The sequence below is a fragment of the Tritonibacter mobilis F1926 genome, assembly GCF_000376545.2.
GTDB lineage: Bacteria > Pseudomonadota > Alphaproteobacteria > Rhodobacterales > Rhodobacteraceae > Epibacterium > Epibacterium mobile.
Genome location: NZ_CP015230.1, coordinates 760160 through 776504, shown reverse-complemented (window position 1 = coordinate 776504; position 16345 = coordinate 760160). Strand labels below are relative to the sequence as shown.

At 61.9% G+C, this 16345-nt stretch carries 20 protein-coding genes, 1 tRNA gene and 1 riboswitch; of the genes, 12 read left to right on the top strand and 9 right to left on the bottom strand.

The window, feature by feature from the left end; translation table 11 throughout:
• Positions 1 to 30 precede the first annotated feature (30 nt).
• On the top strand, positions 31 to 669 hold the full coding sequence (hisH, locus tag K529_RS03675; protein WP_046002453.1) for an imidazole glycerol phosphate synthase subunit HisH: 639 nt from the start codon (positions 31 to 33) through the stop codon (positions 667 to 669).
• Positions 670 to 877: 208 nt separating this feature from the next.
• Here hisH and K529_RS03670 read toward each other — a convergent pair whose 3' ends face one another.
• Positions 878 to 1612: a helix-turn-helix transcriptional regulator gene (locus K529_RS03670; RefSeq protein ID WP_046002452.1), complete on the bottom strand. Its 735-nt coding sequence runs from the start codon at positions 1610 to 1612 to the stop codon at positions 878 to 880.
• Between the two features lie 141 nt (positions 1613 to 1753).
• On the opposite strand from K529_RS03670, the gene K529_RS03665 reads away from it, so the two are divergent.
• The gene (locus tag K529_RS03665; RefSeq protein WP_005675378.1) at positions 1754 to 2290 is read left to right on the top strand and encodes a peroxiredoxin-like family protein; all 537 of its coding nucleotides are present in this window, start codon (positions 1754 to 1756) and stop codon (positions 2288 to 2290) included.
• A gap of 115 nt (positions 2291 to 2405) precedes the next feature.
• The gene (locus tag K529_RS03660; RefSeq protein WP_005675380.1) at positions 2406 to 2657 is read left to right on the top strand and encodes a WGR domain-containing protein; all 252 of its coding nucleotides are present in this window, start codon (positions 2406 to 2408) and stop codon (positions 2655 to 2657) included.
• A gap of 28 nt (positions 2658 to 2685) precedes the next feature.
• Here K529_RS03660 and K529_RS03655 read toward each other — a convergent pair whose 3' ends face one another.
• On the bottom strand, positions 2686 to 3075 hold the full coding sequence (locus K529_RS03655) for a DUF2147 domain-containing protein (protein ID WP_005675382.1): 390 nt from the start codon (positions 3073 to 3075) through the stop codon (positions 2686 to 2688).
• A 199-nt stretch (positions 3076 to 3274) separates the two neighbouring features.
• On the opposite strand from K529_RS03655, the gene hisA reads away from it, so the two are divergent.
• Both hisA and K529_RS03645 read left to right on the top strand, forming a co-directional pair.
• Positions 3275 to 3997: a 1-(5-phosphoribosyl)-5-[(5-phosphoribosylamino)methylideneamino]imidazole-4-carboxamide isomerase gene (hisA, locus tag K529_RS03650; RefSeq protein ID WP_009176662.1), complete on the top strand. Its 723-nt coding sequence runs from the start codon at positions 3275 to 3277 to the stop codon at positions 3995 to 3997.
• 250 nt (positions 3998 to 4247) lie between these two features.
• Positions 4248 to 4730 (top strand): DUF2867 domain-containing protein, encoded by a 483-nt coding sequence (locus K529_RS03645; RefSeq protein WP_005683020.1) that lies wholly within the window; start codon positions 4248 to 4250, stop codon positions 4728 to 4730.
• A gap of 39 nt (positions 4731 to 4769) precedes the next feature.
• On the opposite strand, the gene K529_RS03640 is transcribed toward K529_RS03645, so the two are convergent.
• Positions 4770 to 5213 carry a DUF302 domain-containing protein gene (locus K529_RS03640; protein ID WP_005683018.1) on the bottom strand — a complete coding sequence of 148 codons (444 nt, stop codon included), beginning with the start codon at positions 5211 to 5213 and terminating at the stop codon, positions 4770 to 4772.
• A gap of 207 nt (positions 5214 to 5420) precedes the next feature.
• Here K529_RS03640 and hisF point away from each other — a divergent pair, with 207 nt between their 5' ends.
• Entirely contained in the window at positions 5421 to 6182 is a 762-nt protein-coding gene (gene hisF, locus K529_RS03635; protein WP_046002451.1) for an imidazole glycerol phosphate synthase subunit HisF, read from the top strand.
• A complete protein-coding gene (locus tag K529_RS03630) occupies positions 6179 to 6496 on the top strand; it encodes a phosphoribosyl-ATP diphosphatase (RefSeq protein ID WP_005612644.1) in 318 nt (105 codons plus the stop codon). Before hisF ends, K529_RS03630 begins: the two co-directional genes overlap by 4 nt.
• Positions 6497 to 6835: 339 nt before the next feature.
• Here K529_RS03630 and K529_RS23410 read toward each other — a convergent pair.
• A tRNA-Tyr gene (locus tag K529_RS23410) sits at positions 6836 to 6919 on the bottom strand.
• A 119-nt stretch (positions 6920 to 7038) separates the two neighbouring features.
• Between K529_RS23410 and rlmB the strand changes: the two genes are divergently transcribed.
• The 4 genes from rlmB (at position 7039) to K529_RS03610 (ending at position 9614) form a co-directional block, all read left to right on the top strand.
• Entirely contained in the window at positions 7039 to 7827 is a 789-nt protein-coding gene (gene rlmB / locus K529_RS03625) for a 23S rRNA (guanosine(2251)-2'-O)-methyltransferase RlmB (RefSeq protein ID WP_005612641.1), read from the top strand.
• 186 nt (positions 7828 to 8013) lie between these two features.
• Entirely contained in the window at positions 8014 to 8187 is a 174-nt protein-coding gene (locus K529_RS23790; RefSeq protein ID WP_225265153.1) for a hypothetical protein, read from the top strand.
• Positions 8188 to 8359: 172 nt separating this feature from the next.
• Positions 8360 to 8842 (top strand): YHS domain-containing (seleno)protein, encoded by a 483-nt coding sequence (locus tag K529_RS03615; protein WP_005612634.1) that lies wholly within the window; start codon positions 8360 to 8362, stop codon positions 8840 to 8842.
• Positions 8843 to 9149: 307 nt separating this feature from the next.
• A complete protein-coding gene (locus K529_RS03610; protein WP_005612631.1) occupies positions 9150 to 9614 on the top strand; it encodes a CoA-binding protein in 465 nt (154 codons plus the stop codon).
• Between the two features lie 60 nt (positions 9615 to 9674).
• Here the strand turns inward: K529_RS03610 and K529_RS03605 are convergent, their stop codons facing one another.
• Both K529_RS03605 and bioB read right to left on the bottom strand, forming a co-directional pair.
• Positions 9675 to 10193 (bottom strand): DUF2478 domain-containing protein, encoded by a 519-nt coding sequence (locus K529_RS03605; RefSeq protein ID WP_005612629.1) that lies wholly within the window; start codon positions 10191 to 10193, stop codon positions 9675 to 9677.
• 76 nt (positions 10194 to 10269) lie between these two features.
• On the bottom strand, positions 10270 to 11247 hold the full coding sequence (bioB, locus tag K529_RS03600; RefSeq protein ID WP_046002450.1) for a biotin synthase BioB: 978 nt from the start codon (positions 11245 to 11247) through the stop codon (positions 10270 to 10272).
• A gap of 216 nt (positions 11248 to 11463) precedes the next feature.
• A riboswitch (TPP riboswitch) is annotated at positions 11464 to 11584 on the top strand.
• 120 nt (positions 11585 to 11704) lie between these two features.
• Between bioB and thiC the strand changes: the two genes are divergently transcribed.
• On the top strand, positions 11705 to 13519 hold the full coding sequence (gene thiC / locus K529_RS03595; protein ID WP_005671381.1) for a phosphomethylpyrimidine synthase ThiC: 1815 nt from the start codon (positions 11705 to 11707) through the stop codon (positions 13517 to 13519).
• 166 nt (positions 13520 to 13685) lie between these two features.
• On the opposite strand, the gene K529_RS03590 is transcribed toward thiC, so the two are convergent.
• From K529_RS03590 to K529_RS03580, 3 genes are read right to left on the bottom strand one after another with little or no spacing between them, the layout of a single operon-like run.
• Positions 13686 to 14459, bottom strand: coding sequence for a LamB/YcsF family protein (locus K529_RS03590; protein ID WP_046002449.1), 774 nt, complete (start codon positions 14457 to 14459; stop codon positions 13686 to 13688).
• A 27-nt stretch (positions 14460 to 14486) separates the two neighbouring features.
• Positions 14487 to 15512 carry a 5-oxoprolinase subunit C family protein gene (locus K529_RS03585; RefSeq protein WP_046002448.1) on the bottom strand — a complete coding sequence of 342 codons (1026 nt, stop codon included), beginning with the start codon at positions 15510 to 15512 and terminating at the stop codon, positions 14487 to 14489.
• A complete protein-coding gene (locus tag K529_RS03580; protein WP_046002447.1) occupies positions 15509 to 16279 on the bottom strand; it encodes a 5-oxoprolinase subunit B family protein in 771 nt (256 codons plus the stop codon). The genes K529_RS03585 and K529_RS03580 overlap by 4 nt, the downstream gene beginning before the upstream one ends.
• Between the last annotated feature and the right edge of the window lie 66 nt (positions 16280 to 16345).

The following is a 16345-nucleotide window of genomic DNA, read 5'->3' as shown; positions in this document are numbered from 1 at the left end:
AGGGGCACATGACAATGAGGACGTCTTCCTATGCTGACCGCCATCATCGACTACGAATCCGGCAACCTGCACTCCGCCGAAAAAGCGTTTCAGCGCATGGCGGCTGAAGTCGGCGCTGGCGAGGTTGTGGTGACATCCGACGCCGATGTGGTCGCCCGCGCCGACCGGCTGGTGCTGCCGGGCGACGGTGCCTTTCCCGCCTGCGCGGCAGAGTTGCGCGGCCACAAAGGCATTTATGACGCGATGGTCGAGGCCGTAGAGGTCAAAGGCCGCCCCTTCCTTGGGATTTGTGTCGGCATGCAGTTGATGGCCACGACGGGTCACGAATATTCCGAGACGCCGGGCCTCGGCTGGGTGGGCGGCGACGTGGTGAAGATCATGCCTGAGGACGCGCGACTGAAAGTGCCGCATATGGGCTGGAACGATCTGGTGATCGACCACCCCCACCCGGTGTTTGATGGCATCTCCACGGGCGATCACTGTTATTTCGTGCACAGCTATCATTTCCGCGTCGCCACTCCCGCCGAACGGCTGGCGCATGTGGATTACGCCGGGGATGTCACGGCGGTGATCGGGCGCGACACCATGCTCGGCATGCAGTTCCACCCGGAAAAAAGCCAGCATGTCGGCCTCAGGATGATCGGCAACTTCCTCACCTGGACCCCCTGACACCCCGCTCTGATCTGGACGCCTGCCGCCCGAAGGGCGGCGCGCGCAAGGGGCCCTTGGCCGCTTGCGCGCCACCGGCAATCCCGCGCGCCCGCCCCATCGAGGGGCGGGCGCGCGGCGTTTGGCCATCACACTCAACAGATGTCAGAATACGCGACACCGGCCATGCCCATAGGGCACGTGCAGGGGGGCCAAACGCGGCCCAGCCTCAGGCCGCGCTTTGCCTCAGGGAGACCGGCGCCACGCCGTAAGCTTTGCGAAAGGCACGGGTAAACCCTTCGGGTGACTCATACGCATAGCGGCGAGCAACGGCCTCGACCCGGTCGCCCCGGAGCAGATCCTGTCGCGCCAGCGTCAACCGCCAGCGCCGCAAGTATCCCATCGGCGTCTCGTTCATTTGCGCTGAGAACAGCTCCGAGAACCGCGACAGCGACAACCCCGCCTCCTGCGCCAGATCAGCGGTGGTCCAGACCCGTCCCGGCTCATCATGCATCGACACAATCGCGCGGGCCAACCGCTGATCGGCAAGCCCTGCCAGCAGACCCGGCTCTGCGGTGCCTGCCTCGATCAGATGGCGCAGCAGCCGCACCATCAGCGCCTGTCCAAGACTGGACAGAACCGATTCCGCTCCGCAGCGATGAGCCTCAAGCTCCTGCCGCATCAGGTCCAGAATTGCGGCCAACTGCGGGGTTTGGGACAACGCCACCTCGACCCGCTGCGGCAATGCCGCCACCAAAGGGTTATGCGCCCCGTCCCAGTCCACCCGCAGCGCAAGGCAGACAGCACACGCGGCAGCCTCCGTGCCCTGCACTGTACTGCCGGGTGTAAACAGCAGGGTCTGCACCCCTGCGCGCCCTGTCAGAACACACAGATTTGCATGCGGACATGCCGCGACATCCACCCGCATCCGAAACCGAGAAATAAGACTGGTGAGACGGTCCATCACATCCTCCGCATACGCACATCCGGCGCACATCAGGATTCTAGGTCAGTTTTTTCGGAATTACCAAGCACAAATGCGTGCAATAGAGATGCCACACAGCCTACCGACCTCATGTCGGCCCCAAGCATACCGGAGTTGCCCATGCTGATCCCTCGCCAGAAAACCCCTGCCCTGTCGTTACCTTTGCTGGGCGGCGGCCAGTTCGACCTTGCCTCTGAAGTGTCCGAGCGCGGCACCGTCATCTGTTTCTATCGCGGCCTGCACTGCCCGATCTGCGCCACCTATCTGAAAGAGTTCGAAAAGCGCGCCGCAGATTTCGCCGAACGCGGCGTCAACTGCATCGCCATCAGCTCTGACGACGAGGACCGCACCCAGTTGATGGCCGAAAAGATCGAAGCCAAAAATCTGCGCTTTGCCTATGATCTGCCGCTGAATGTCGCCAAGGACTGGGGGCTTTATATCTCGACGTCGCGCGGCACCACTTCGATCGGCATTGAAGAGCCTGCGCTGTTTTCCGAGCCGGGCCTGTTCATGGTGACGCCGGAACAGACGCTCTATTATGGCTCCGTGCAGACCATGCCCTTTGTGCGCCCGCATTTTTCCGAACTGGTGGCGGCGTTGGATTTTGCCATCTCCAACAATTATCCGGCGCGCGGCGAATATACCGGCAGCGTCTGAACACTGCCGCAGTTGTCCTGCATCACCGGTCCCCTAAACCAATGTGAGCAATGGACATCGCCTTGGTAAAAAGGCATATGGGCCTGACCACTTTCACGGTCAGGCCCACTTAGACTTGTACTTGCGTTTCGAAAAATTCAGCCACCGGGACGGGCAGCATCGCTATCTGGTGCTGAGCCTGACGCCAACGCTGTTCGGCGACTGGTGCGTGGTGCAATCCACCGGCCCGATCGGCCAGCCCGGCGGGCAGGAACGACGCAACTACTGCCCCACCCTTGATGAGGCGCAATCACTGTTTGAGAGCACGCGGGAGCGGCAGGTCAAACGGGGCTTTGTACCGATCCCGGTGCAGATGGGGCTGTTCTGACCCCACCGCACTCAGGTTTGAACGCGCGTTACTTCACCCGCGTCCAGGTCTGTTTGGAACAAATCAGCCCACCCGCCACACAGCCGCGCAGGCGCAGGCTGTCGCCGCTCAGATCCATCTTGCCGATGTAGATCTTGTTGTTGGAGGGCCGCCAGACCTTGCCCTCATAGGCACCGCCGCCCTGCGGGACCATATCGATCACCAGCGTTTTTCCAAGGTTCGGGGATTTATACTCGCCGCTGTCGTTGAAGGTGCGCGCAATGGTGCCGCAAACGGCGCTGCCGCAGGGTTTCACCGCCACATGCGCGTAAGAGCCATCATCTGGCTGGGTCTTCCATGTGCCCTCGACCGGATCGGCGGCAAAGGCGGCTGTCGCCAGCCCGAGCGTCACAGCAAAGGTTGCAATCATTTGTTTCATGGTCATTCGTCCTCCCTATGGGTTTGAAGTCTGACCGAGGCGCGCGCATTCAGGCAAGATTGACCTCGGGTCGCCTTGCCTTTTGCGCCTCTCGGAACTGCCCAAGGGGTCCCTTGATGCGGCCTGCGTTGCAATTCGCCGCGACCTTGGGCAAAAGAGCAGCCGATATATCTCCTCCATGACCAAAAGGGCACAGCCGATGATCCTCTACCCTGCCATTGACCTCAAGGACGGCCAAGCCGTGCGGCTTCTGCATGGTGACATGGACAAGACCACCGTGTTCAACGACAATCCGGCCGCGCAGGCGCTGGAATTCGTGGCGGCGGGCTGTGAATGGCTGCATCTGGTGGATCTGAACGGTGCCTTCGCCGGGGAGCCGGTGAACGCCGCGCCGGTTGAGGAGATCCTGAAGCAGTGTCAGGTGCCCGCGCAGCTTGGCGGTGGTATCCGCGATATGGCGACCATCGAGCGCTGGCTCGACAAGGGGCTGGCGCGGGTGATCCTTGGCACCGTAGCGGTGGAGAACCCCGATCTGGTGCGCGAGGCGGCACGGGCGTTTCCGGGCAAGGTCGCGGTCGGAATCGACGCGCGTGGTGGCAAGGTCGCGACCAAAGGCTGGGCCGAGGAAACCGATGTCGACGTCACCGATCTGGCGAAGTCCTTTGAGGACGCGGGCGTTGCGGCGATCATCTACACCGACATCATGCGCGACGGCGCGATGAAAGGTCCAAACATTGACGCCACCGCCGCGCTGGCCAATGCGGTGTCGATCCCGGTGATCGCCTCTGGCGGCGTCTCCTCGCTTGACGATCTGCGCGCGCTAAAATCCTGCGGCGCGCCGCTCAATGGCGCGATTTCCGGTCGCGCGCTCTATGATGGCGCGATTGATCTCTCTGAGGCGCTGGCGGTCCTCAAGGGCTGATCGCCCCCTCCTAACACGACCGCGCCTGCAGCTGTCCAGTTGACCTATCGAAGCGACCGCGGAGGCGCGTGTCCTGCGGACACGCGCCTCCGCGCCCGGCCCAACGCCGAAAGATCCTCGCCAAAGGCGGGGATTGCATCGGGGGCGGGAGCCTTCCCCTCGCTGGAGAACACAGCGCTCGATCTGCGGCACCTTGCCCACTGGCGCCACACGCCTGAGCCTGTCACGCTCCCTAAAAAGGAGCCTCGCCATGCCGAAGATCGAGACCAGCTCGCTGCCAAAAACCTCCACCCTGTGGATGATGGTTCAACCGGGTGACTTCATCGATGGCTATGTGGTGGAGAGCCCCCTTGGCCCACGAGAGGCGGCGGATATCGGCCTCAGCATGCCCAAATGGGCCAGTGCCCTGCTGGCGTTGCGCAACCGCATCGTGCGCCCTTTGGGCCTCAAGACCGAAGTGAGCGATACCGGTGAAGGGGCGATTTTTCCGGTCACTTATGAAGATGCGCAGGAGGTGATCCTGGGAACCGATGACACCCACCTGAATTTCCGCATCTGCGTGCGTCAGGAGGCAGGTCGCATTCACATGGCGACTTGGGTGCACCGTAACAATTGGCTGGGACGGATCTACCTGATGGTGGTGATGCCGTTTCACATCCTGATCGTGCGCGATTCCATGCGCCGGATCGCGCGCGCAGACACGCCTGCTGCCTCAGCGCAAACGCCGCACTAACGCAGCGCTCACGCTGAGACAGGGCATTCCTCAAACCTGCTACTGCGTTGCGGCCTCCGAGAGTTTTTGCAGCGCAGCAGTCATGCCCGCGATGAATTCAGCGTTGGCTTTGATATCCAGCCCCTCGAACATCATCACCGGATCCTCATAGGTGAGCCAGACCTTGCCCTCGCTGTCCTCATAGGCCAGCGCCTTGAGCGGCAAAAACAGCCCCGCGCGCGCATCGGCCTGCATCGCCGGTGTGCCGATCTTGGGGTTGCCAAAGATCAGCAGTTGCGAGGCGGCAAGCTCTTCGCCAATGCCTTCGGCCCCTTTGGCATGATCGACGCGGGCAAAGACCGTCGCGCCTGCCTTGTCCAGCGCCATTTCGAGCGCATCCAGTGTTGCGGGCACGGAATGGCGGCTCTCGACTTTGACCAGATCCGCAAGGGCGGGCACGGCGCTCATCAGGGCAATCGCGGCAGCGGTTACAAAGGTTTTCATAAGATCTCCTCAATCACGAATGGACGATTTGGCGCAAAATCTGGCGCGCGCCACCGGGCTTCGCCAGTCACAAACGTGACAAGCGCTGAAATCGGCAAAGACCGGCCACCCTCTGGCCCGCATCTGCCCCGTGCCCCCTCGTGCAATTCGCACGCCCGCGCGCAATGCCCTCTTTTCCCGCCGCCGGTTCCGGTCCATAAGGCAAATATGCTTAAGACCCGTCTCATTCCCTGTCTCGATGTCGCCGATGGCCGTGTGGTCAAGGGCGTGAATTTTGTCGGCCTGCGTGACGCAGGCGATCCGGTGGAGGCCGCGCGCGCCTATGACGCCGCCGGTGCCGATGAGATCTGTTTCCTCGACATCCACGCGACCCATGAAAACCGCGGCACGATGTTTGACATGGTGCGCCGCACTGCCGAGCAATGCTTTGTGCCGCTCACCGTGGGCGGCGGCGTACGCACCAGGGACGATGTGCGCGCACTCCTGCTGGCGGGCGCGGACAAGGTCTCTTTCAACTCTGCTGCAGTGGCCAACCCGGATGTGATCCGCGAGGCCGCCGACCAGTTCGGCAGCCAGTGCATCGTCTGCGCCATCGACGCCAAATCCGTCGCCCCCGGTAAATGGGAGATCTTCACCCATGGCGGGCGCCGCGAAACCGGCATCGACGCGGTGGAATTTGCCCGTCTTGTAACCGCCAAGGGCGCGGGCGAGATCCTGCTGACCTCGATGGATCGCGACGGCACCAAATCGGGTTTCAACCTCGAGATGACCCGCGCGATTTCCGATGCGGTGGATGTGCCGGTGATTGCCTCTGGCGGTGTCGGCACTCTGGATCACCTCGTGGACGGTGTGACCAAAGGTGGCGCCAGCGCGGTCCTGGCTGCCTCGATCTTCCACTTCGGCGAATACACGGTGCAACAGGCCAAAGAGCACATGATTGCCAACGGCATCCCGATGAGGCTCCAATGACTCTTCTGCATGACCTCGAACAGACCATTCTGTCGCGCAAAGGCACCGATCCAGACACCAGCTGGACCGCGAAACTCTTGTCCAAAGGGCCGGAGAAATGTGCGGAGAAATTCGGTGAAGAAGCCATAGAGGCCATCATCGAGGCGGTGAAGGACAACAAAGCCGGGCTCGCGTCTGAGGGCGCGGATGTGCTCTATCATTTCCTGGTGATGCTGGCGGCGCGCGATGTGGCGCTGGATGATGTGCTTAAGGTTCTGGCCGAGCGTCAGGGCCTGAGCGGCATCGCCGAAAAAGCGGCCCGCCCCAAGGGATAGACCCTGCCGCTTTGCGAGCACTCCCCTGCCAGCAAGGAGCGACACCCTGAAGGCGCAGCAAGACGCGCCACCAAGGCCGTGGCGACTTGCGCGCGCCCCTCCGCCAGACACACCTCAGCATCGAAAACGCAGGCGATGTATTTGGCGCCGCTTGCCTCTGCTCGGTGGCGTGCGAACATAGTCTATGACGAGGGAAAGAGGGGTCAAAACCACGCACAGCATCGCCGGCGCAGGGATGCGATGTTCGTGCCCAATATCACAGAGCGCGCAAAAATCGGATAATTTTCAATCCGCTATACATGTATCATCGGGAGTTTAAATACCATCTCAAGAGTGAGATGGTGGGCGACCCTGGAATCGAACCAGGCGTGCGTCTCCGCGAGGGAGTTACAGTCCCCTGCCACACCTTGCGGCCTGTCGCCCACTGTCAGAAGCTTGTTGCACCTAACGTGGAGGCGTGATTACAAGCACCCCAATCGGGCGTCAACAGCAAAAGCACAACTTTTTTCGCCCACCTCGAATTTTGTTTTCCGGAGCGCGCCATGAACAAGAAACCCAGCAAGAAACCCTCTTGGGTGGTGGATAAAGAGAAGGCCAAGAAAGCTGCATCTGCCGAGACCGTCTGGCTTTTTGGTCTTCATGCTGTGCGCGACGCTCTGCTGAATCCAAAGCGTGAAAAACTGCGTCTTGTGGTGACATTAAATGCCCACAACAAACTGGAAGATGCGATCACCGCCTCTGGGGTCACCCCCGAAGTGGTCGACCCGCGCAAATTCTCAGTGCCCATCGATCCCGGTTCGGTGCATCAGGGGGCGGCGCTGGAAGTGAAGCCTCTGAACTGGGGGGGCCTCGATGAAAACTGTATCGGGGCTGAGGTCCCGCGTGTGCTCCTGCTGGACCGGGTGACAGATCCCCATAACGTTGGTGCGATCCTGCGCTCTGCCGAAGTATTGGGAGCCTCTGCGGTGATCGGCACCCGGCACCATTCGGCGCCAGAGACAGGCGCGCTCGCCAAGACCGCATCGGGTGCGCTGGAACGCCAGCCCTATCTGCGGATGCGCAACCTCTCGGACACCATCGTTGCACTGCAACAAATGGGGTATCTGGTGCTGGGGCTGGACGGTGAGGCCGAAGAAACCATTGAAGAGGCCGTGGCAGGGCGCACCAAAGAGCCGATTGCGCTGGTGCTTGGCGCTGAGGGGCCGGGTTTGCGGCAAAAAACCAAGGAAACCGTGGATAAACTGGTCAAAATCGACGCAGCGCGGGGTTTTGGCTCGTTGAATGTTTCAAATGCGGCTGCACTCTCCCTATATGCATCTCTGAAGGGTTGAGGCACACAGGAGGTCCCCATCGCACATAAGAGCATTCCCGGAGGCAAGCTGATCATTTGCTGCTATTGCGGCGTGCAATCGGCCTTTGTCCCTGATGCAGCCCTACATGCGCTGGTCTGTGGCACCTGTGGCGCGCCCCTCTCGGCCCAAAAACAACGCCCCCTCAGCGAACATAAGGGGGCGAAAATGCCAAAGGCGACAAAACCAGCCAAGGCGAAAAAGCCCAAGAAGTCCAAATCGGGCGACTGGGGCGCGCTCGCTTACGAGTTGGCCAATGCCAAGCTGATGAAGAAGCATAAGAAGAAAAAGAAGTCCTCCTGGAAGAAAGTCTTTGATGTGATCGAGGATATTTTCGACTGAAAGAGAGACGCGCCGGTTCAGGGCAATCGCATCTGCGCAGTTGCTGTGTCCTCAGGGCTGCAGTGGTGCGCCGCTTTGCGCACAGCGCATTCACTTTCCCGTTTAGTCCCTTTTCTGATGACGCGAGCTTGGGCATTCTCCGGCGCGATACGAACAAACGGAGACCTACCGGGTGCTGACCGACTGTCTGACATATATTCTGCGTGGCACGGGCCTTGCTTTTGCGCTTGGGGGGGCGGTGTCGCTTTTGCCCTCGACCAAAGCCAAGGCACAAACGGTGTATGTGGTGGTGCAGGATGGGCTGGCGATCGGGGGGTATGATCCGGTGTCCTTCCATGTGGCGCATGAACCGATGAAGGGGCATGAAGACCACGCCTTGATGTGGAAAGGGGCGGTCTGGCTGTTTCATTCAGCGCAAAATCAATCCCGGTTCGAGGCCAATCCTCGTGCCTTTGCACCGCGATTTGGCGGGCATTGCGCCTATGGGTTGGCGCGTGGGAAAGTTTTTGAAGGCGATCCTGACACATGGGAAATTGTGGACGGGCAGCTCTATCTTTTCCGCACGCCGCGTGGACGCAGCCTGTGGCTGGAGGATCAAAACCAGATGATTGAGGCCGCTCATGCAGAATGGCCCGACGCTCTGCATCAGGACTGATCCGCTCAGCCTGTTTTCCGCGCTGACGTCGCAGCGCGCGGTGTGGCAATGGCGCTCTTGTCAAGTTGCAAAGCTCGCACCTTATTCACGAAAACGAGAGCGCCCCTTTTTTTGGAATATAAACGCCCCAGATTCCTAATCAGACTGTGGCACTGGAACCGCCATAGATCTTTTTCACTGTCCCTCGTTCCACACCTCGCGCCCGAAGCAACTTCGGGCGCTTTTTTCTTGCTCTGTTGGGGGACCCGTTCGCCCACCCCGCGCGAGAGGGCTTGCGCGCGCTAGGCGGGGCTTACACAGTGTCTTTATGTATTCTGATGCGCTCCTGACCGATATCTTGCGCCGAACACGCAGCATTGCCGTGGTCGGGGTCTCTGCCAATCCCGTGCGACCGAGTTTTTATGTCGCCCGATACCTGTCGCTGAAAGGCTACCGGGTGATTCCGGTAAACCCCGGTCACGCTGGCAAGGAGCTCTTTGGTGAGACCGTGCGCGCGACACTTGCCGACATTGATGAGCCGGTGGATATGGTCGATATCTTTCGCCGCTCAGAAGCGGTCCCAGAGATTGTCGACGAGGCGCTTATGGCCTTTGCGTCGTTGCAAACGATCTGGATGCAGATCGGGGTCGAGCACAAAGACGCGGCGGCACAGGCTGAAGCGCGTGGCGTCACGGTGATCCAGAACCGCTGTCCCAAGATCGAATACCAACGCTTGTTTGGCGAGTTGCGGCAAGGGGGCTTTGCCACCGGGATCATATCGTCAAAGCTCTGATCCCGCCGGGGCGCTGCCCCGGACCCCGGGATATTTTTGAGAAGATGAAGGGTCTGGGCCTCAGACCGGTTGGGAAATTGCAGCCGCAACCCAAGCTACCAGCGCATCCAGATCCGGGGCGGCTTCTTGGGAGACGCCTTCGGCAAAGCTCTCGAAGGCGGCGACATTCATGCGATTGACGCCGCAGACCACGGGCAGCCCCATGGCCAGCGCCTCACCGATGAGGGGGCGCATGCCGCGCCCGTCGGCCTCGTGTTTACCGAATTTGTTGACGATCAGGACTTGTGGGGCCGGTGTTGCGTCCAGCGCGCTGGTCACAAGGCCAACGGCGCGTTCGAGCGCCTCTGGGTTGAGGCGACAGCCGCGGGCCCCTTCGCCCAGCGATTGCGAGATGCGGATGGTTTCGCCATCGGGCAACACGCGCACATCCATATCACAAAGCTTGTTGTCATAGCATTCGGTATTGGTCTGCACGATGCCTGCGGTGCGGATACCCTGTGCGGCGAGCCGCTCTGCCAGAGCGGTCAGCAGGCGATCCGTGGCGCCGCGTTCGGTGGTCATCACATAGGCAAGCTGCATGGGGTCGTCCTTTGCATGTCGTCCGCGCGAGCCTAGCGTGAAAGATATGCCGCCGCCAGAGCGCTGTTGTCGCAGATTAGCGCGTGCCGTGCGTTCCCGCGGCCATGGCGCTGAGGCCCAGCCGTTCAAACAGCGCCTCGTCCGCGTCCTCTTCTGGATTGTCCGCGGTCAGGAGCGTGTCGCCCATAAAGATGGAATTGGCCCCGGCAAAAATGCACATCGCCTGCAGTTCATCGCTCATTTCGGTGCGCCCGGCCGAGAGCCGCACATGCGCGCGCGGCATCAGGATGCGGGCCAGCGCAATGGTGCGGACGAATTCGATCGGATCGAGCGGAGGCGTGTCGGCCAGTGGCGTATCTGCCATCGGAATCAGCATGTTGATCGGCACCGATTGCGGATGTTCCGGCAGCGTCGCGAGGCTCAACAGCATGTCGATCCGGTCGCCGCGCTCTTCGCCCATGCCAAGAATACCGCCAGAGCAGACGTTGATGCCGGCCTCGCGCACCCGCGCCAGGGTTTCCAGCCGGTCCGCAAAGCTGCGGGTGGTGATGACCTCCGGGTAGTAGCGCTCCGAGGTGTCGATGTTGTGATTGTAGTAATCCAAACCCGCATCCCGCAGGCGCAGCACCTGATCCTGCTCCAGCATACCCAGCGTCATGCAGGTCTCCATCCCCAGCGCCTTGACGCCTTCGATCATCGCTTCCAGCTGAGCCATGTCGCGCGCCTTGGGGCTGCGCCATGCCGCGCCCATGCAGTAGCGCGTGGCACCAGCGGCGCGGGCCTTCTTGGCCTCGGCGATGACACGCTGCACCTCGATCAGTTTGGACGCCGGAAGCTGCGCGCCATTGCGTGCCGATTGCGAGCAATAGGCGCAATCCTCGGCGCAGCCGCCGGTCTTGATCGACAGGAGGCGCGATTTCTGCACCGCGTTGGGATCAAACATCTGGCGGTGCAGACTCTGGGCCTGAAACAGCAGATCCATGAAGGGTTGGGCATAAATCTCTTCTGCCTCCTGCCGGGTCCAGTCGGTGCGGATAAGGGGCGTATCGAGCATGGAGAAACCTCGCTGGGCAGATGGCAGGGAACACGTCAAAGGCGATTTCTAATTTTATAGATAATATATAAAATGAGTCGCAAGAGTTTAAATCCTTGATTTTTCGTCGCCTTGAAGACGTCTCGCGCGCCTGAGCGCCCGGCAGACGCGAAAAGGGGCCCATTGAAAGGGCGATGGAAAATCCGCTTGACGCACCACGTCCCCCTCCCCTACCCCTAAGGCACGCAGGGGAGTCCCGCCGAGGGGACTGAGAGGCAGACAGGGAAAAATCCCGGTGACGCGACCCTTAGAACCTGACCCAGTTGATACTGGCGTAGGAAGCTAGGACAGCCGCGCACCGCTCCCGTTCAGGGCGCGTTCGCGCTGATCTGATACGGCAGGATCTGAACACCCTGCCCCGTTTTCCTTAGGCCCGGCTCAATTGGTGTTTTTGAGAATGGACTCGAGGAGCACCAAGATGAACGTCCCCAACCCAAAGATCACCACAGGCGCATTGCCCGCCTCTCGTAAGATCTATGTGGCAGGCGAGATGCATGAAGGCATCCGCGTGCCGATGCGCGAAATTGCCACCCACCCCACCGCGGGCGAGGCGCCGCTGCCGGTCTATGACAGCTCCGGGCCCTATACTGACCCCGATGTGGTGACCGACATTCGCGACGGATTGGCCCCGTTGCGCGCGGCGTGGATCAAGGCGCGCGGCGATGTTGAGGCATACACTGGCCGGGATGTGACCGCTGCAGACAATGGCTTTGTCGCAGGCGACCGGCTGGTGCCGGAATTCCCTGTAAAACCGGCCCCTCTGCGCGGGGCGAATGATGCAGCACCAACCCAGCTGGCCTATGCGCGCGCTGGCATCATTACGCCCGAGATGGAGTTCGTGGCGATCCGCGAAAACCAACTCCGGGAGCTGTCGCCCTGTCATGGCGCCCGCGATGGGGAGGATTTTGGCGCAAACATTCCCGACTATGTGACGCCGGAATTTGTACGCGCTGAAATCGCCGCAGGACGCGCCATTATCCCCGCCAATATCAACCACCCGGAGTTGGAGCCGATGATCATCGGTCGCAATTTCAAGGTGAAGATCAACGCCAATATGGGCACCTCCGCCGTCACCTCCTCGATGGAGGAAGAGGTGGACAAACTGGTCTGGGCGATCCGCTGGGGCGCGGATACGGTGATGGATCTCTCGACGGGCCGCAATATCCACAACACCCGTGAATGGATCATCCGCAACAGCCCCGTGCCCATCGGCACCGTGCCGATCTATCAGGCGCTGGAGAAGGTGAACGGCATTGCCGAGGATCTGACCTGGGAGGTATTCCGCGACACGCTGATCGAACAGGCGGAACAGGGCGTCGATTACTTCACCATCCATGCGGGCGTGCGGCTGCATATGGTGCCGATGACTGTGGAACGCGTCACCGGGATCGTGTCGCGCGGTGGGTCGATCATGGCGAAGTGGTGCCTGCATCACCATCGCGAGAGCTTCCTTTATGAGCACTTCGAGGAGATTTGCGACATCTGCCGCCGCTATGATGTGTCGTTTTCATTGGGCGATGGGCTGCGTCCCGGCTCCATCGCGGATGCCAATGACGCCGCGCAATTTGCCGAGTTGGAAACGCTGGGAGAGCTGACCAAGATCGCCTGGGCCAAGGACTGCCAGGTGATGATCGAAGGGCCGGGCCATGTGGCCATGCACAAGATCAAGGAGAACATGGACAAGCAACTGGAATGCTGCCACGAGGCGCCGTTTTACACGCTGGGGCCGCTCACCACGGATATTGCGCCGGGGTACGATCACATCACCTCCGGCATTGGTGCGGCGATGATCGGCTGGTTTGGCTGTGCGATGCTCTGTTATGTGACACCGAAGGAACATCTCGGCCTGCCGGACCGCGATGACGTCAAAACCGGGGTCATCACCTATAAGATCGCCGCCCATGCTGCTGATCTGGCCAAGGGTCTGCCCGGCGCGCAGCGGCGCGATGATGCGCTCAGCCGCGCGCGGTTTGAATTCCGCTGGGAGGATCAGTTCAACCTATCGCTCGACCCGGAAACGGCGCAGAGCTTCCACGACGAGACCCTGCCCAAAGAGGCCCATAAGGTGGCACATTTCTGCTCCATGTGCGGGCCGAAATTCTGCTCTATGCGGATCAGCCACGACATCCGCGCCGAAGCTCAGAAAGAGGGGTTTGAGGCGATGGCGGCGAAATTCCGCGAGGGCGGTGAACTCTATGTGCCACTGAAGGAAACCGCGCCAGAAGAGGCCTGAGCGCAGCCGTGGCCACCCGCTGCGCTGCCTGTGCGCCTTTTTTGGCGCGCGGGCAGCGCCCGGCCCAACGGGAGGTCGGGTCCCACCTTGAAAAGGTGGGGCATTACCGACGGGCGGGAGCCTCCCCGCCGTAGCCAACCCAAATCAGGCCGAAATCAGCGCCTGATCAGAGCGGCTTGCCGTCGAACTGCTGCAAGGTGACACCCGCCGCCTCAAGCTGGCGACGCACCGCGCGCGCGATGTCCAGCGCCTCGGGCGTGTCGCCGTGCAGGCAAATGGTGTCGATGCGCGCCGGAATACGGCTGCCATCCTCGGCCAGAATTGCGCCCTCTTTCACCATCTGGGTGATCCGCTGTCCGGCGCGATCCGCATCATGGATCACCGCCCCCGGCAGTGCGCGATCCACAAGGGTTGCATCGGCGTTATAGGCGCGGTCGGCAAAGATCTCGCAAGCGACATTGCAGCCTAAGGCCTCGGCTGCGGCCTGTTGCTGGGTGCCCGCCATCACCATGATGATGATCTCCGGTGCCACCCGCAGGGCAGCCTCATAACAGGAGCGCGCCATGTCATGATCGGCTGCGGCCATATTGGCCATGGCCCCGTGCAGTTTCAGGTGACGCACCTTGCCCCCGGCGGCCTCTGCCATCGCCTGCGCCGCCCCCACCTGATATTGTACCAGATTGGCCAGGCTCTCATGCGGCAGGTGCAGCTTGCGACGGCCAAAGCCCTGCAGATCGGGAAAGCCCGGATGCGCGCCAATGCCAACACCGCGCGCCACCGCATCGGCCATGGTGCGCGCCATCACATCCCAATCGCCCGCATGCACACCGCAGGCCACATTGGCCGAGGTCACGACGTCCAGCACCTCAGCATCGCGCCCCATCACCCAAGGGCCAAAGCTCTCACCCATGTCGGCATTCAGATCAACGGTAGATGTCATGGCACATGGCCCTCCTCGGTCTTTGGTTTACAGGCCCTCATCCAGCTCACGGCCAGCGGTGACACCACCCACAAGCTGATAGGACAGAAGATCGCGCATGCTGGCCGGGTCGCGCAACAGCGGCGCAAGGCGCGACGGCAGACGCTCCAGATCCGCCAAGGCGCGGCGCTCCAGCTCTACGGCCTCGTCCAGCGAGACCAGCGTGAACCGGAACTCAGCCCCCGCCTGCGCCTGCGCCACACGCGGCATATCGCAGGGCAGCACCGAGCCGATGCGGGGATAGCCGCCGGTGGTCTGGCATTCGCTCATCAAAACATAAGGCGTGCCATCGCCCGTGACCTGAATATCACCGGGCGCGATCACCTCAGACAGGACACTCAAGCCCCCCTCAAGCGCAAACCCCTGCCCCTCTGGCAAGAGCCGCACGCCCATGCGATTGGCGCGGCTGTCGCGGCTGAACCGGACCTCTTGGAAGCGGGCCACCTCTGCATCGCCAAAAAGACCGGTCTGAAGGCTTGGCACCATGCGCAAACGGCCGCCCTCCAGACGTGGTTCCGGCTCAAGCGTCATATTGACCGCGCCACCTGCATCATGGCCCAAGGGCAGCTCGGTGCCATCCGCAAGTCGCGCGCCAAGACCTGACGCGAGATGTGCACTGCGCGCGCCAAGCTGCAATTCGCTTGCGACGCCACCGCCAAGGTGCAGATAGCCGTAAGAACCTGCCCGTACCGCGCCGATGGTCAGGTGCACCCCGGCGGGCAGCAGGTGGCTGGCGTTCCAGCGCAGCACCGTCCCATCCTGAAGTGTCGCCCCCATGGGCGCGCCGGTGAGGGCAATACGGGTGTCGTGCGTGACCTCAAAGGTGCCGCCCAATCCGGCCATTTCAATCGCCGCCGTGCCGGGGTCGTGGCCCAAGAGTGCCGCCCCCTCATAGAGGGCCAGCCGATCCGCTGCCCCGCCACGCGACAGGCCAAACACCAGATACCCGCTGCGGCCAAGGTCCTGCACGCTGAGGCCCGGCCCCGCGCGGTGAATAATCAGTCGCGCGCTCATGCCAGCACCTCGGATGTGGCACCACCATCTGCGCCCGCGTCTTCAAGGGCGGCGTAGCGCTCGGGCGAGATCGGCTCAAACAGCACCTCATCGCCGGGGCGCAGCACAAATGGCTCTGGTGCGTCGGGGCGGAACAAGCGAAAGCGGGTCTGGCCGATGTGACGCCAGCCAGTGGGGGTGGTGACAGAAAACAGTACGATCTGGCGGATCGCCACCACCACCGCACCCTCGGGCACCTGCGGCGTCAGCTCGGTCTGGCGCGGAATATCAAAGGCAGGTGGCAACTCGCCCAAGTAGGGCTGGCCGGGGGCAAAGCCGATGGTCTGCACCCGCAGCTGGGTCTGCGCGATCTGCTGGATTGCCTCATCTGGGGTCAGCCCCGCACGCGCGGCGGCCTCCGCTAACTGGGGAGCGAGATCGGTGCCAAAGACCGTCGGCACCCGCCAGAGCCTGCGCCCCTGCGGCAATGCTGCACCGTACCAATCGCGCGTTTTCAGCAATGCCCGAACCTGCGCCATCATTGCATCATGGGCGCATCCCAGCGGGTCAAACCGCAGATAGGTCGAGACCAACGAGGTGGAGGTTTCCTCAATCGCCGCCCAGCCAGCCGCCTCGATCGCGGCGCGAAACGCAAGGGCGGCGCGGTTGGCGGGTTCGCTCAGACTGTCGGCAAAGCGCACCACCACGCCGTCAAACCCGGCGGTTGCGACCTTGGGCCATTGCTTATCCCCTGTGGGGACCGGAGCAGATGAAGGGCTGTTTGTCATGGCATATGACTGCCAGCGGTTGCGTCGAAACACCAGACCCAAATGTCGGTAGTGACTGGCCTTTTG

What these genes read in the sequence shown, in the direction of transcription:
- hisF (WP_046002451.1), top strand. Translation starts at nt 5,421, where the DNA reads ATGCTTAAGACCCGTCTCATTCCCTGTCTCGATGTCGCCGATGGCCGT.
- hisA (WP_009176662.1), top strand. Translation starts at nt 3,275, where the DNA reads ATGATCCTCTACCCTGCCATTGACCTCAAGGACGGCCAAGCCGTGCGG.
- K529_RS03610 (WP_005612631.1), top strand. Translation starts at nt 9,150, where the DNA reads ATGTATTCTGATGCGCTCCTGACCGATATCTTGCGCCGAACACGCAGC.
- K529_RS03640 (WP_005683018.1), bottom strand. Translation starts at nt 5,213, where the DNA reads ATGAAAACCTTTGTAACCGCTGCCGCGATTGCCCTGATGAGCGCCGTG.
- bioB (WP_046002450.1), bottom strand. Translation starts at nt 11,247, where the DNA reads ATGCTCGATACGCCCCTTATCCGCACCGACTGGACCCGGCAGGAGGCA.
- K529_RS03645 (WP_005683020.1), top strand. Translation starts at nt 4,248, where the DNA reads ATGCCGAAGATCGAGACCAGCTCGCTGCCAAAAACCTCCACCCTGTGG.
- K529_RS03580 (WP_046002447.1), bottom strand. Translation starts at nt 16,279, where the DNA reads ATGACAAACAGCCCTTCATCTGCTCCGGTCCCCACAGGGGATAAGCAA.
- thiC (WP_005671381.1), top strand. Translation starts at nt 11,705, where the DNA reads ATGAACGTCCCCAACCCAAAGATCACCACAGGCGCATTGCCCGCCTCT.
- K529_RS03655 (WP_005675382.1), bottom strand. Translation starts at nt 3,075, where the DNA reads ATGAAACAAATGATTGCAACCTTTGCTGTGACGCTCGGGCTGGCGACA.
- K529_RS03585 (WP_046002448.1), bottom strand. Translation starts at nt 15,512, where the DNA reads ATGAGCGCGCGACTGATTATTCACCGCGCGGGGCCGGGCCTCAGCGTG.
- K529_RS03605 (WP_005612629.1), bottom strand. Translation starts at nt 10,193, where the DNA reads ATGCAGCTTGCCTATGTGATGACCACCGAACGCGGCGCCACGGATCGC.
- K529_RS03670 (WP_046002452.1), bottom strand. Translation starts at nt 1,612, where the DNA reads ATGGACCGTCTCACCAGTCTTATTTCTCGGTTTCGGATGCGGGTGGAT.
- K529_RS23790 (WP_225265153.1), top strand. Translation starts at nt 8,014, where the DNA reads ATGCCAAAGGCGACAAAACCAGCCAAGGCGAAAAAGCCCAAGAAGTCC.
- K529_RS03590 (WP_046002449.1), bottom strand. Translation starts at nt 14,459, where the DNA reads ATGACATCTACCGTTGATCTGAATGCCGACATGGGTGAGAGCTTTGGC.
- K529_RS03665 (WP_005675378.1), top strand. Translation starts at nt 1,754, where the DNA reads ATGCTGATCCCTCGCCAGAAAACCCCTGCCCTGTCGTTACCTTTGCTG.
- hisH (WP_046002453.1), top strand. Translation starts at nt 31, where the DNA reads ATGCTGACCGCCATCATCGACTACGAATCCGGCAACCTGCACTCCGCC.
- rlmB (WP_005612641.1), top strand. Translation starts at nt 7,039, where the DNA reads ATGAACAAGAAACCCAGCAAGAAACCCTCTTGGGTGGTGGATAAAGAG.
- K529_RS03630 (WP_005612644.1), top strand. Translation starts at nt 6,179, where the DNA reads ATGACTCTTCTGCATGACCTCGAACAGACCATTCTGTCGCGCAAAGGC.